Here is a 13,440-nt window from a genome sequence, read left to right as displayed (position 1 = left end):
CATTAAACCAGCTGTTAGCGGAAATGGATGGATTTGACGGATCGAAAGGTGTTGTCTTATTGGCAGCAACCAACCGTCCGGAATCCTTAGACCCGGCTTTGACAAGACCGGGAAGATTTGATCGCCGAATTCCTGTAGAACTACCAGATTTAGCCGGACGAGAAGCGATTCTTAGGCTCCATGCAAAAGATGTGAAATGTTCTCCAGAAATTGATTTTAATGTAATCGCAAGAGCCAGTGCCGGTGCCAGTGGAGCTGATTTAGCCAATATGGTCAATGAAGCTGCCTTATTAGCCGTACGAGACGGACGAAAGATGGTTGTTCAACGTGACTTGGAAGAAGCTATTGAAATCGTCATAGCCGGTGAACAGAAAAAAGGAACGGCCATTTCCAATAAAGAGCGTATGATCGTATCCTATCATGAAATTGGCCATGCCTTAGTCGCTGCCAAATGTCAAAACAGCGCTCCGGTTCATAAAATCACGATCATCCCAAGAACCAAAGGGGCTTTAGGTTATACCATGCAGGTTGAACAAAACGAACAATACTTAGTATCTAAGGAAGATGCTTATCATCGATTGATGATCTATACTGGTGGTCGATGTGCCGAGGAACTGATCTTTAATTCCATCACAACCGGCGCCAGCAACGATATTGAGCAGGCCACCAAACTGGCACGTGCCATGATCACACGCTACGGTATGAGCGATAACTTTGGCATGATGGCTTTGGAAACAGTAAACAATGCATACTTAGGTGGCGATACAAGCCTGCAGTGTTCGAATGAAACCGCAACTAAAATCGATGAAGAAGTAGCCACTTTAATCAAAAAAGCCCATGATGAAGCTTATCAAATCTTATTAGACAATAAGATGAAACTGCATGAACTTGCCAAATATCTTTATGAAAAAGAAACTATTACCGGCGAACAGTTTATGTATATTTTAAATAAACCGGTAGAAATTCCGACTTCTTTAAACAATACGGAAACTAACGCATAGGCTAAGAGCTTTGAGGTTTTTTCAAAGCTCTTTTTTAAACATTTTCATTACGATAAGATGCCAGGAAAAGATCCATCTTTCCTTCAAAATGCATCCATCCCATATTAGCTGGAACCAGAATTGTTTCGCCTTGTCGAATAGAGATATCATTGATTGTCCCCTGCCCTTTTACACAGGTATAGAAGGCAAATCGATTATGAAGAAATTTTCCCTTTTCATCGATCTGTAAGCGAAATAATGTATATAATCCGGGTTCATCTCCATATCGTGTAACTCTACAGCCAAATTCAAAAGAAGACGGAAACATTTGAAATTCAATCCTTTTATCCGGAATATTGACATTCTCAAAAACTTCCTGCGGTTGACTCTCTCTTTTCTTATGTGTACCTGGATCAATACGATCATAATCATACAAGCGCAGTGTCAAATCTGCATTTCGGGATATATTGTATGTAAGCACTCCTTTTACTATCGCATGTAGCGTACCGGTAGGAATATCGATAAATCCATCTATTGGTGGAGTAAGATAGCGTAACATTTTTTTCCATTCTTTCTGCCTTGTCCATTCCATAAATTCTTCTTTCGTGTTGGCCCAATGCCCAAATTCAATATATCCATCTTTTGGCGCATCTAAAATGACCCATGCCTCCGGTTTCCCTCGACCTCCGTTATACGCTTTGGCAAATGCATCATCCGGATGGATTTGAATAGAGAGATCTTCCATGGGATCCAAGATGTTGACACGAACCGGCAACTGTTTAGTCTCACATTCAAACCACTCTGGCTTCTGATCATACAATTCCGACAATGTGCAATTCATTTCCGGCACTTAACAATCCGCATGTCCCGGCAATGCCACCACATTATAGACTTCCCCTAAAGGAGCTACATCTGTATCATAGTGAAATTCTTCTTTTAGCCGGATGCCTCGCCCCACATTCTGGGCTCATAATGTGGCATGCTTTTAACGATCTTTTTCATGAGCTTGATTTTCCTGTATTCTCATCTTTATCTCATTTATATCGCATTTATCACATATCGTACATTCCTTTTTTCCTATGATTTTATAAAAAGAAAAGCCGTGACCTTGTACGATCATGGCTTAACCTATTACTTAAATTGTCCTACTACTCTATCGATATCTTTTTGAAGCCCAATCACAACAAGATGCTCATCGGCTTCAATGACATGACCGGCACCTGGAAGCATATCCAGCTTTCCTTCTTTTTTCGTGCTGATGATGCTCAGACTGTACTGACGTCGAATATCAACTTCACCGACTGTTCTTCCCACCCACTTCGGTAATGGTGGAATTTCATAGATGGAGTATCCTTGTGAAAGCTCTACATAATCAAAGACATTGTTCATACTGCAACGAACAGCCATTTTTTCCGCAATATCCCGGTTTGGATATACCACTTCATCCGCTCCGTTTTTCAACAAGAATTTTGCCTGAATATCACGATCGGCCTTACTGATGACTTTCTTGGCACCCAGGACCTTTAATTGATCCGTGATCTCCAAAGAGCTTTGGAAGCTGCTTCCGGTGCAGACAAAACAAATATCATAGTTGTTGACACCTAAAGAGCGAAGTACTTCTTCATCCGTACAATCACCGATTTTTCCATCCGTTACGATCGGCAATAGTTTTTCCACTACTTCCGCATCCTGATCAACAACCATAACTTCATTGCCTAATTTTGCCATTCGAGTAGCCAAATGACGTCCAAATCGTCCTAATCCGATAATCAATACTGTTTTCATCTTAACCTACCATCACTTTCTCTACCGGGTTCTGTACGGCCGGTACGCTCTTCTTTTCAAAGAAGCTGTATGCAAAGGACATCGATCCTATACGTCCTAAATACATCATCAAAATAATGATCACACGACAGACAGGCACAAGGTCTCTTGTGATTCCGGTCGTCATACCTACAGTTCCTAAACCGGAGAAGACTTCAAACGCCACATCCAACATATTCAAATCCTGTATTGCACAAATCGTCATGATGGATACTAGCGCCAAGGTCATCGTCATGATCAAAACATTGCTGGATTCTCGTACGGTATCCTTGGAAACCTGTCGTTTAAATAAATTACAGTCATGATGACCACGTACACTGTTAAACCAGGAAGAGAACAAAACTGCTACCGTTGTCGTTTTGATACCACCGGCTGTTGATCCGGGACTTCCTCCGATATACATCAACACGCACATCAATAAAGCACTGCTTTGTCGTACCACACCGAAATCAACAGAGTTAAAACCGGCTGTACGTGCTGTAACCGAACTAAACAAACAACATAAAATCTGTTCATGAATCGGTCGTCCTGCCAGAATCGCATCTTTTTCAAATAAATAGAAGAGGAACGCTCCTCCAAAAATCAAGATAAATGTTGTGACGAGTACGATTTTTGTATGTAAACGATATTTTCTAAAATGCCATTTATGTTCCAAAAAATCGGCCCATACGATAAAACCGATACCACCGATGACGATCAATGACATAATGACCATATTGATTAGTACATCCCCGGCATATGTTTCCAGGGAACTATAAGCCCCAAAGAAGCTCCCCAGAATATCAAAGCCGGCATTACAGAAAGCCGATATGGAGTGAAAAATACTCATCCACAAACCTGTCTGCAGGCCAAATTCCGGAATGAAGCGAAACATCAGTAAAACAGCACCAATCGATTCAATGATCAAAGTTCCCATCAAGGCTTTTTTGACCAGTCGGATAACACCGCCAACCTTATCAACATTAAGACTATCCTGCAGCAGTCCACGAGTTCGTAAACTGATCTTTTTATTCAAGAACATCGAAAACAAAACACCCATGGTCACAAAGCCCAGTCCACCAATCTGAATCAATGTGATGATGACTAACTGCCCAAAAAAGTTCCAGTGTGTTCCGGTATCTACCACAACCAGTCCAGTCACGCAAGTCGCACTCGTTGAAGTAAACAAGGAAGACAAGAAATCAGTCGATGTGCCGCTTCTGGAAGAAATAGGAAGCATCAACAACAAGGCACCCATCAAGATCACCAGAAAATGACCGATGGCCAAAGTCTGTGCATGGCTAAATCGCCTCTGAATTTTTTTAAACATATCTCTTCTCCAAATTCTCTATATCTAGCGTGAACCACGTTTCTTCTTATATACATATAATGTATATAGCACGGCATGGATATAAACAAATAGAAGAAAAACCGCTAGAATTTCCATCTTATTTTACACCACACAAAAATATCACAAAAGATATTAATGTTTAATTAGTGTTCTGTTCTTTTGTATTAAAATTGTATTAAGATTTTGTGATCACATCTGTCAACATCGGTACAATCTGATTCTTCCGCGATAATATATTTTTTTGTACGATATGCCTATTTTTATAGGAAGGGAAGGCTTCTTCTACCCAATGTTTTTTAGGCCCTGCTGCGAAAAAGACCGAGCCATTTTCCAATATGCTTGTAAAAACACCTACACATACATCCAACCCTCTTTGTTTAACAAGCTTGGAAAGCTCTTCTTCGATTTCTTCATCCAAACCTAGCACATAGTCCACACAAGGTATGATCACTTGCGAAATCATCAGCTTCTGATTACGAATCTCAAAGTATTTGATATCGGTATTGACTAACTGTTCCACGCTTTTTCCGGAAATATCGGAGCTGACTGTAAACATATCGGTCGCAAAGGCATCGATATCCAGGGACGCGAACGCCGCCAGCATGTTGGCCACCTCAATATCCTTTTGCGTTGTCGTTGGCGACTGGAACTTCAAGGTATCCGAAAGAACCGCTCCCAGAAGCAGACCAGCCAGATCTTTGGGAATCGGAATCTGGTTTTCTTTAAAAATCTTGGCGACGATCGTTGCGGTACTGCCTACGATTTCATTTCGGAAGGATACCGGCTTGCTTGTCGCAAAGTCACAGATCCTGTGATGATCCAATACTTCCACCAGTTCGGCCTGCTCGATCCCTTTAACCGACTGTGAAAATTCATTGTGATCGACCATAACAATCTTTTTATTCGTATAATTCATCATATGATAACGAGTCACATAACCGATTGGCTGATATTTTTTATTCACGACAGGATACATGCGATAACGCGTCTTCAACATCTTTCTGGAGACATCTTCGGCAAGTTCATAATCGGAAAATGTAACCACTTTTTTCGTCATGATCAATCCGATTGGCACAGAAAAATACAAATAACGTGAAGTATTCATACTTCCATGACCCGATAGAACAAGCTGGCAATGATATTGTTTTGCCAGTTCAATGACTTCCGGCTGTACCTCTTTTGTCCAAACCATGACAAGCATACCGGCGCCTTTTCGAATCAAGTCAGACTGTGCCTGTGGATCGTCTCCGATAATAACGATTCGATCCTGAATATCATAGTTCTTAACATGATTTTTCGTTAATGCGACGATGGATACTTTCCCGTTGATATGACGATTTTCATCTCTATAAACCAATTTCCCGCTGATTGTTTTCACAATATTTTCAACCGGTGTTTCCTTTAACAGATCGATACCCTGAGCCGTATCACCCAAACCTACAAAGGAGATATCGCTGCGTGTAACGATTCCGATCAAAACACCATTTTCATCCGTTACCCCAAAGCCTTGCCCTTGTCCACTCTGCATCAGTTGCAGGGTTTCAAAAATAGTTGTTTCTGGATTTAGATCGACCGGATGATCCAGCTGCATTTCCTGCAGTTGGATCCTGGCATCTTCTAATAATTCCGGTTCTTCAAAGTGAAAACGCTCCAACAAATAACGTGTTTCGGTATTCAAATTTCCCAATCGACATGCCTTGGCGGGAATGCCCATCGCTCTTTTTAAAAAGGCATACCCAATAGCCGATGCCACACTGTCGGTATCGGGATGGATATGTCCTGTAATATATAGTGGTTCCTGTTGCATCATCAGCCCTCCATTTGATTTCATTATAGATTTTTTCTATAGGTTTTACAATGAAGAGTGTTAATGCCCGGAAGGGATCTTTTGAAAATCACGATGATCTTCTTTAATATCCCCACATGCCAAAAGTATAAAAGTCACCAAAAGAGGTAGTAGTGCAATCCAGATAGCTCTTTCCTGTAACCACAAACAAGCAGCTGCTTCAACGATACCACCAAGCAAAAAACTCAAAAGCATCGATAAATGCGCCAACCCTTTCGATAACGCTTTGATATCTCTTTTTTTGATGTAGTGGATCAAGCCCAGTCCTGTCTGTCGCAAATGATTGGTACAAAATGTGGTAGCCATAGGAATGCTTTCTGCCTGGCGGAATGTGTTATACTGCATCGAAGCAATAAAGTTGATCATAACCTGCACAACATGATGGTTGACTGTCAACGGAATCCAGCCAACAATAAACAACACGAAGATCTCAAAAGCCACCAGATAGGTATCCCAGCGAAACAGATGAATTCGTTTTACCGGATTTGGCAACAGTTCGGAAAGGATGGTCCCCGCAAAATAAGCGGTGATCGGAATCAGATAATACAAACCCTGTGAAAACTTTCCGGTCCCTAAAGAGACTCCCATCATCACAAAGTTTGCGGTTTGCGCATTACAGAAGACACCACCACGTAAGATAAATGTATAGGCGCCCATCATTCCTGCCGCAAACATCAATAAAATAAAGACTTCCCTGCGCTCACAGGCAAGATATTCTTTTTTCATTTAGAGCGTGTACTCCAGGATATAATCATCCATTACATATCCGTTTCCGATATCTGTCACATCCTCATCCACTTTTTTAAATCCCCATTTCTTATATACATCTAAAGAATGACGATTCTGTTTATTACATGTCAGATAAATCGAATTATACTGATATTTCTTGGCATGTTCTTGAATATAGGCAAACATTTTAGAAGCATACCCACATCCTCTGGCTTCCTTCTTTAAATAGATCTTACTTAAAAACAACTGTGTTTCTTCATGCGCTAATGCGATATAGCCAACAAGACCTTGATCATCCTTTACCATAAAATAATGATAATTATGATGTTTTTCCAGATCTTTCATCGCATCAAAGCTACAGAACTTTTCCACCATATAATCAATTTGTTCATCACTTAACAAAAATGGAAAATACTCATGCCAGATGGCATTAGCCAGATCAGCCGTTTGATGAAGCTGCTCATCATTTATACAAGGTTCAATCAATAATGTGTTTGACATATTCTCTCTCCTTTTTTACGCTGTCTATTGTACACCAAACTTTATATCCATAACAGAACGATCTATTCTTTCTTTATCCAATTGTGTTTGAACTAAAATTCCATAAACGCACTTAACTAAACCATTTGTCTATTTTATATTCAATATATTCTAAGTATTGTGATCCATTTAATGCACTTATATCATGCAAATAGAGAACATAAACCAAATTTAACTGTACACACTAACTAAATATTAATATAATCTTAATTAATGCCTGTATTGCTTACCCCCCCCCGGTGGTATAATACGGCAAAGGAGATTGAAATATGATTGAAATTAAAAATGTGACAAAACGATTTGGTGAAAAAACAGCGGTGAACCAACTGACTGTTGACATCCCTACCGGATGCATTGTTGGCTTTATTGGCCCGAACGGGGCTGGTAAAACAACAACGATCCATATGATGACAGGGGTCTTGACACCGGATGAAGGAACTATCACTTTAAACGGAAAAGACATCGTAAAAGATCCGGTCAATGCCAAACGTGAATTTGGTCTGGTACCGGATTCTCCGGATTTGTTCTTACGTTTAAGCGGTATGGAATATATTCAGTTTATGGCAGATATCTATCATATCGATACAGAAACCAGAAATGAGCGTATTCAAAAATATGCCAAAGATTTCGGTATGGAAGATGCCTTAAGTGATCGCATGTCCAGCTATTCCCACGGTATGCGACAAAAAGCCATTCTGATTGCCACGTTGGTATGTAACCCTAACATCTGGATCTTGGATGAGCCGATGACCGGATTAGACCCTGCTTCTTCTTACTTATTGAAAGAAATGATGAAAGAACATGCTCATAATGGCAATACTGTTTTCTTCTCCACCCATGTTTTGGAGGTTGCGGAAAAGCTATGTGATAAGATCGTCATCATCAATCATGGAAACATCTGTTTTAACGGTACACTGGATGAACTAAAAGAACTACATAAAGACAAGGATTCTTTGGAAGAAATCTTCCTGGAGGTTACACGCAATGCGTGATTTTCTGACAGTGACAAAAGCCTTATTTAAGGCCAATTACGGAATGGATCTAAAATCCAAACAAGGTAAAAAAGGAATCGCGGTCGCAGCCGTACTGGTTATCTGCTTACTGCCCACATTTGCCTTACTGTTTAATATGTTTCAAACTGGTTTTGCGACTCATACCGTCGATTTATTGATCATGGAAATGGGCTTTGCGATGATTTGTTTTTTGATGTTGTGGACAGCCTTGTTTATCTTTCCATCGATCTTTTATTTCTCCAATGATTTGGAGCATTTACTGGTACTTCCCATTACGCCCAGAGTCATCGTTGCCAGTAAGTTTGTGATCGTCTATGTATCCCTGCTGTTAGTAAGCTTATTAGGGATGGTACCGATGTTAATTGCGTATATCAGCGCCGGAAATGTGAATATTTTATCAATTGTATTATTTATCCCTCAGATTCTTTTAATTGGAGCACCGACCGCCTTTGTCGCAAGTATCTTCTGGATGATCATATTAAGACTATTGCCATTCTTTAAGAATAAAGATCGTTTCAACATGATCACCGGAGTTCTATCGATCGGTATTGCCGTATTGATCGGTATCGGGTCCAGTCAGCTAGGTGCTAACGTAGAAAATCCTATGTTCTTAATGGATGTGCTTCAAAACAATCCTGAAAATCTATTGAAGATCGTTCGTATTTTCGCCAATGTGCCTTTTGCCGCCAGATCGATCGTGGAAGTATCCTTTATAGATTTTTTGATCACACTGGCCATTACACTGATTTTAGGAGTTGTTTTTGTCATTTGTGCCGATAGGCTGTATTTAAGTGCCGCCAGAGAATCCAAGGTTTCATCAGCCGGAAAAAAGAAAAAGGTTTCTTATCGAAATCAAGGTTCTGTCAGCTGGAGCTACTGGAAGGTTGAATTTTTACGATTGGTTCGAACCCCTGCCTATATGGCTAACTGTGTTTTATCCGCTTTGGTCATGCCGGTCATGTTTATCGTAATGGCAATCGTCACACCGGGTATGAGTGAAATTAAAGAAATGTTAACAAGTCAGGCTATCATCGTTCAAGATTTAGTCAATCTTCCTTTGATCCTGGTGATTGCCGGAGCAGCCGTTGGTTTCTTTGCCGGATCGTTAAACGGAATCAGTGCTACTGCCTTTTCACGAGAAGGAAAGAATTTAGACTTTGTCAAATATATTCCTTTTGACTTTACCAAACAAGTCATGATCAAAGGTTCGGTAGGAACACTTTTCTCGGTATTAACTTGTGTTTTGATGTTGTTTAGCATTCATATGATCTTGCCTTATCCAATTTGGTACGATGTATTCTTCCTTTTAGGCAGTATTTTGACAACCGTGTTAGTCAATGCGATTGCGATTTTTGTCGATGGTATTCATCCAAAAACCGACTGGGAAGATGAAACCAGTGCCGTTAAAAACAATATGAACGTGGTTTTAGAGTTCTTGATCAGCTGGGCTATCCTTGCGGTAACTGTGGCACCATTCTTCTTATTTGATTTAATGGCCAGCTGGGAAATGTATTCGATCATCATGTTGGTTATCATCTTACTGATTACGATTGGTTTTGTGATCATCACACCAAAAGTCATATTGAAACATTTAATGCAGACAAGCAAATAGCTGTCTGCATTTTTCTTTCCCATCAAAAAAGTGCCATTACGAGAATGACACTTTCCTTGACTATAATGCTTTTTCAATACTTGCAACAAGCTGTGCTTCCGGCATATAACCGGAGAATGCGGTAACCTGCTGTCCTTTTTTAAACAGGATCATTGTCGGTACAGCCATAACACCGTATTGTTGAGCCAATTCTGGGCTTTGATCCACATCGACTTTTACGATTTTCACTTTGCCTTCTAATGTACTAGCCACACTTTCCAATACCGGGCTTAACATTTTACATGGTCCACACCATGTTGCGAAGAAATCTACTAAAACCGCATCTTCCTTCATGTATTCATTAAATTGTTGTGCATTGATAATTTCCATATCCTTCACCATCGCTTTCTATAGTCTTATCTTACAGCTTTGTATGGCGTAAGTCTATTTCTTTGCCCATCAAAAGAGCATCGATTGTTTTACCGATTCCATTGTTCAAATTCGTATCGCAAATCACATTGGCTACGGCTTTAACTTCCTCCATCGCATTTCCCATGGCTACACCGATTCCTACGCTTTCGATCATCTGAATATCATTCTGGGCATCTCCAAAAGCCATGATCTCATCCATGGTAAAGCCACCTCTTTTACAAATCTTTTTGAGGGCGCTGGCTTTGGATACACCCTTTGGCATGATTTCCAGCCATTCCGGTCCAATCAAAAGCACATCATAATCTGATAATGCCTGTTTTAGATCGTCTAAATGTTTTTCAAAGAACTGTGCAGTATGGACCATGATAACTTTATTGATATCTTGTGTCAGCTCAATCTCTTTATAAGGAAGATCGATAAAGTTACGATTTGGCCCGCCTTTTTTTAAGCCATAATCCATCGGTTTCCCTGATATTTTCTCCCGTTCGATCTTCTTCTGACGATTGGCTTCCGAAATATAACTGTAGAAATCATATCCACAACAGAAAATCCCTTCAATATCAAATTGTTTACAGACTTGTTGAATCTTTAGTCCATCTTCGGGTGTTAATACATCATCCAAATCATATTCTTTCTTTTCAAAATCATAAATAATCTGCCCATTGACCAAGGCCAAATAATGATTTCCTTTATCCAAGCCTAAGGGTTCATAGACAAATGAAGTTCCGTTTTTATCTCTTCCACTGGCAATGACGATATGGATTCCCTGCTCCATCGCTCTTTGTATGGATTTCTTAGTACGTGGATCAATTTCTTTTTGATCGGTCAATAATGTTCCATCTAAATCAAAAGCTAAACACTTGATTGTCATAGTTGTATCCTTTCCAAATCTTAATTTTCGTTTCTATTATATCATTTTCTATTCGAAAACCTTTTTTGTTTCTTTCCATTTTACAATCATTTTAATGCCATTTTAACTTTACCAGACTATGAATCGGCACTACAATAACCCTAAGAAAGCTACGGAGGTATTTTAAGATGGGCTATTGGATTTTTATGCTCGTTATGGATCTGTTACTTCCTGTGACCATGATTGGTTTTGGAAGATATTTTTCCAAACATACACCAAAAGAAATTAATCCTCTATTTGGTTATCGCACAGAAATATCAATGAAAAACGAGCAGACATGGCAATTTGCCAATCATTATTTTGGTAAAATATCTTATCATTTCGGCTGGATTCAATTACCCATCACAATACTTTTTATGTTGCCGGCCATCGGTAAAGACACAACGTTTATCAGTATTGCCGGTCTGATCTTAATCGGTATTCAACTGATACCTTTATTCGCTTCCATAGCAATCACAGAACATACCCTGCATAAGAATTTCGATTCTAATGGGATGCCCATATAATATTCCACAGATACTGAAAGTTTTTTCGATTTGCTTGATTCGCTTAAATAGATCCACTATCATAAATCGATGAAAAAAGAGCTATGCCAAATGAAGTGAAAATTCCATTTGCATTAGCTCTTTTTTAGTTTATTCCTCGATTATTTTTCCAGCACCTTCTGATACGAATATAGCGGTGTGCAATAGTCCCCGTTAAAGCATGCGACACATAAACCGATCTCTTTAGCTACCTGCTGAAGTTCTTCTACTTCCATATATTGTAAAGAATCGGCTTCAATGTATTTTTCGATCTCATCCTTATTCATGCGAGCCCCGATCAATTCTTCTTTGGTTGAGGTATCGACTCCATAAAAACAAGGATGCGTAATGACCGGAGAAGCAATACGCACATGAACAGCCTTTGCCCCAGCTTCCTTTAACAAACGAACGATACGTCTGGATGTCGTACCACGAACAATGGAATCATCGATCATGACAACACTTTTTCCTTTGACAACACTGGTCACAGGGCTTAGCTTCATACGAACTCCACGATCACGCATGGCTTGTGTGGGCTGAATGAAAGTACGACCTACATAACGGTTTTTATATAACCCGGTTTCCAAAGGAATACCGGAAGCTTCCGCATATCCAATGGCAGCACTTAACGAAGAATCTGGAACGCCGATTACGATATCGGCATCCAATCCTTTGTCTTTCTGAGCCAGAACGGCTCCTGTTTTTTTACGAAAGGCATGTACATTGATTCCTTCCACCACACTATCCGGTCTTGCGAAATAAATATATTCCATAGCACACATATGATGTGTAATATCTTGTGTATATTGATACTTCTTAACCAATCCTTTTTTAAATTCCACAACTTCTCCCGGCTTTAGATCCATCGAATCATAGATTCCCATGACTTCAAAAGCACACGTTTCCGAACTGATCACATAGCCATCTTTAAACGCTGCATAGCTTAAAGGACGAAGTCCATGTCGATCTCGTACCGCATAGATGGAATCTTCATCCAACACAAGAAAAGAGAATGCTCCTTCTAATCGTCTTGCGGTCTTGATGACCTTTTCCAATAGTGTTCCTTTTTCTTTCTGAATCAGATGTAACAGCACTTCACTGTCACTGGTTCCCTGAAAAATGGCACCTTGATTTTCCAGTTCCAATCGCAACTCTTTTTCATTGACGATCTGCCCATTGTGTGCCACAGCCAAAGAACCTAAATGTCCTTTAGACACAATCGGCTGAATATTTTCATTTTCCTGTCCTCCGGCTGTCGAATAGCGCACATGTCCAATAGCCAGATCCCCTTCCAGCTGATTTAATTTATCTTTTCTAAAAACATCGACAGTTAAACCTTTTCCCTTTTGCACATGGATCTCTTTTCCATCACATACAGCCATACCGCTGGCTTCCTGTCCACGATGTTGAAGAGAGTGTAATCCATAATATGTTATACTCGAGGCATTTTCGATTCGATACGCACCAAATACACCACATTCCTCATGAAGTTCATCAAACATAACGTTCTCCTTTTTTTACCCGTTCATTATAGCATGTTCTTGTAGGATGGTATGATGTTTTCCTGATTTTCCCCCTTTCCTGTTATGAAATGACGATTGTCAAGTGGAAATATTCACTTCTTTGATTATCGTCACTTTTTTTAAAATCAAGGATATTAGACAGGAAACTTCTTGTCAGAATTATCGGTGATTGGCCACTCTGTTATTCGTGGATTGGTT

13 protein-coding genes are annotated in these 13,440 nt (G+C 39.9%); 4 read left to right on the top strand and 9 right to left on the bottom strand.

Annotated elements, in window-relative coordinates; genetic code table 11:
• Positions 1 to 1,001: AAA family ATPase (locus U0M88_RS08840; RefSeq protein ID WP_331869579.1), on the top strand; the 1,001-nt coding region annotated here is incomplete at its 5' end.
• 34 nt (positions 1,002 to 1,035) lie between these two features.
• On the opposite strand, the gene U0M88_RS08835 is transcribed toward U0M88_RS08840, so the two are convergent.
• From U0M88_RS08835 to U0M88_RS08810, 6 genes are all read right to left on the bottom strand, one after another.
• On the bottom strand, positions 1,036 to 1,821 hold the full coding sequence (locus U0M88_RS08835) for a class I mannose-6-phosphate isomerase (RefSeq protein ID WP_331869578.1): 786 nt from the start codon (positions 1,819 to 1,821) through the stop codon (positions 1,036 to 1,038).
• Between the two features lie 290 nt (positions 1,822 to 2,111).
• Positions 2,112 to 2,765 (bottom strand): potassium channel family protein, encoded by a 654-nt coding sequence (locus U0M88_RS08830; protein WP_022790045.1) that lies wholly within the window; start codon positions 2,763 to 2,765, stop codon positions 2,112 to 2,114.
• A 1-nt stretch (position 2,766) separates the two neighbouring features.
• A complete protein-coding gene (locus tag U0M88_RS08825) occupies positions 2,767 to 4,113 on the bottom strand; it encodes a TrkH family potassium uptake protein (protein WP_331869577.1) in 1,347 nt (448 codons plus the stop codon).
• Positions 4,114 to 4,309: 196 nt separating this feature from the next.
• Positions 4,310 to 5,944, bottom strand: coding sequence for a putative manganese-dependent inorganic diphosphatase (locus U0M88_RS08820; RefSeq protein ID WP_300398841.1), 1,635 nt, complete (start codon positions 5,942 to 5,944; stop codon positions 4,310 to 4,312).
• A gap of 57 nt (positions 5,945 to 6,001) precedes the next feature.
• Complete coding sequence (locus U0M88_RS08815) at positions 6,002 to 6,706, bottom strand: YoaK family protein (RefSeq protein ID WP_117447281.1); 705 nt, start codon at positions 6,704 to 6,706, stop codon at positions 6,002 to 6,004.
• The gene (locus tag U0M88_RS08810; RefSeq protein WP_022790041.1) at positions 6,707 to 7,210 is read right to left on the bottom strand and encodes a GNAT family N-acetyltransferase; all 504 of its coding nucleotides are present in this window, start codon (positions 7,208 to 7,210) and stop codon (positions 6,707 to 6,709) included.
• A gap of 308 nt (positions 7,211 to 7,518) precedes the next feature.
• Between U0M88_RS08810 and U0M88_RS08805 the strand changes: the two genes are divergently transcribed.
• Positions 7,519 to 8,241 (top strand): ABC transporter ATP-binding protein, encoded by a 723-nt coding sequence (locus tag U0M88_RS08805; protein WP_205139545.1) that lies wholly within the window; start codon positions 7,519 to 7,521, stop codon positions 8,239 to 8,241.
• Positions 8,234 to 9,874: a hypothetical protein gene (locus U0M88_RS08800; RefSeq protein ID WP_331869576.1), complete on the top strand. Its 1,641-nt coding sequence runs from the start codon at positions 8,234 to 8,236 to the stop codon at positions 9,872 to 9,874. Before U0M88_RS08805 ends, U0M88_RS08800 begins: the two co-directional genes overlap by 8 nt.
• A gap of 60 nt (positions 9,875 to 9,934) precedes the next feature.
• On the opposite strand, the gene trxA is transcribed toward U0M88_RS08800, so the two are convergent.
• Entirely contained in the window at positions 9,935 to 10,243 is a 309-nt protein-coding gene (trxA, locus tag U0M88_RS08795) for a thioredoxin (RefSeq protein WP_205140451.1), read from the bottom strand.
• 31 nt (positions 10,244 to 10,274) lie between these two features.
• Positions 10,275 to 11,156 carry a Cof-type HAD-IIB family hydrolase gene (locus tag U0M88_RS08790; protein ID WP_331869575.1) on the bottom strand — a complete coding sequence of 294 codons (882 nt, stop codon included), beginning with the start codon at positions 11,154 to 11,156 and terminating at the stop codon, positions 10,275 to 10,277.
• Positions 11,157 to 11,323: 167 nt separating this feature from the next.
• Between U0M88_RS08790 and U0M88_RS08785 the strand changes: the two genes are divergently transcribed.
• On the top strand, positions 11,324 to 11,701 hold the full coding sequence (locus U0M88_RS08785; protein ID WP_331869574.1) for an SdpI family protein: 378 nt from the start codon (positions 11,324 to 11,326) through the stop codon (positions 11,699 to 11,701).
• Between the two features lie 140 nt (positions 11,702 to 11,841).
• On the opposite strand, the gene purF is transcribed toward U0M88_RS08785, so the two are convergent.
• Positions 11,842 to 13,221 (bottom strand): amidophosphoribosyltransferase, encoded by a 1,380-nt coding sequence (purF, locus tag U0M88_RS08780; RefSeq protein WP_331869573.1) that lies wholly within the window; start codon positions 13,219 to 13,221, stop codon positions 11,842 to 11,844.
• Between the last annotated feature and the right edge of the window lie 219 nt (positions 13,222 to 13,440).

The organism is Faecalicoccus sp., assembly GCF_036552745.1.
GTDB lineage: Bacteria > Bacillota_I > Bacilli_A > Erysipelotrichales > Erysipelotrichaceae > Faecalicoccus.
The sequence above is the reverse complement of the archived record's forward strand: the minus strand, read 5'-3'. Positions and strand labels throughout refer to the sequence as shown.

Bases quoted from the DNA above. Each gene is read 5' to 3' on its own strand.
- U0M88_RS08835 (WP_331869578.1), bottom strand. From the start codon at position 1,821: ATGAATTGCACATTGTCGGAATTGTATGATCAGAAGCCAGAGTGGTTT.
- U0M88_RS08830 (WP_022790045.1), bottom strand. From the start codon at position 2,765: ATGAAAACAGTATTGATTATCGGATTAGGACGATTTGGACGTCATTTG.
- U0M88_RS08825 (WP_331869577.1), bottom strand. From the start codon at position 4,113: ATGTTTAAAAAAATTCAGAGGCGATTTAGCCATGCACAGACTTTGGCC.
- U0M88_RS08820 (WP_300398841.1), bottom strand. From the start codon at position 5,944: ATGATGCAACAGGAACCACTATATATTACAGGACATATCCATCCCGAT.
- U0M88_RS08815 (WP_117447281.1), bottom strand. From the start codon at position 6,706: ATGAAAAAAGAATATCTTGCCTGTGAGCGCAGGGAAGTCTTTATTTTA.
- U0M88_RS08810 (WP_022790041.1), bottom strand. From the start codon at position 7,210: ATGTCAAACACATTATTGATTGAACCTTGTATAAATGATGAGCAGCTT.
- U0M88_RS08805 (WP_205139545.1), top strand. From the start codon at position 7,519: ATGATTGAAATTAAAAATGTGACAAAACGATTTGGTGAAAAAACAGCG.
- U0M88_RS08800 (WP_331869576.1), top strand. From the start codon at position 8,234: ATGCGTGATTTTCTGACAGTGACAAAAGCCTTATTTAAGGCCAATTAC.
- trxA (WP_205140451.1), bottom strand. From the start codon at position 10,243: ATGGAAATTATCAATGCACAACAATTTAATGAATACATGAAGGAAGAT.
- U0M88_RS08790 (WP_331869575.1), bottom strand. From the start codon at position 11,156: ATGACAATCAAGTGTTTAGCTTTTGATTTAGATGGAACATTATTGACC.
- U0M88_RS08785 (WP_331869574.1), top strand. From the start codon at position 11,324: ATGGGCTATTGGATTTTTATGCTCGTTATGGATCTGTTACTTCCTGTG.
- purF (WP_331869573.1), bottom strand. From the start codon at position 13,221: ATGTTTGATGAACTTCATGAGGAATGTGGTGTATTTGGTGCGTATCGA.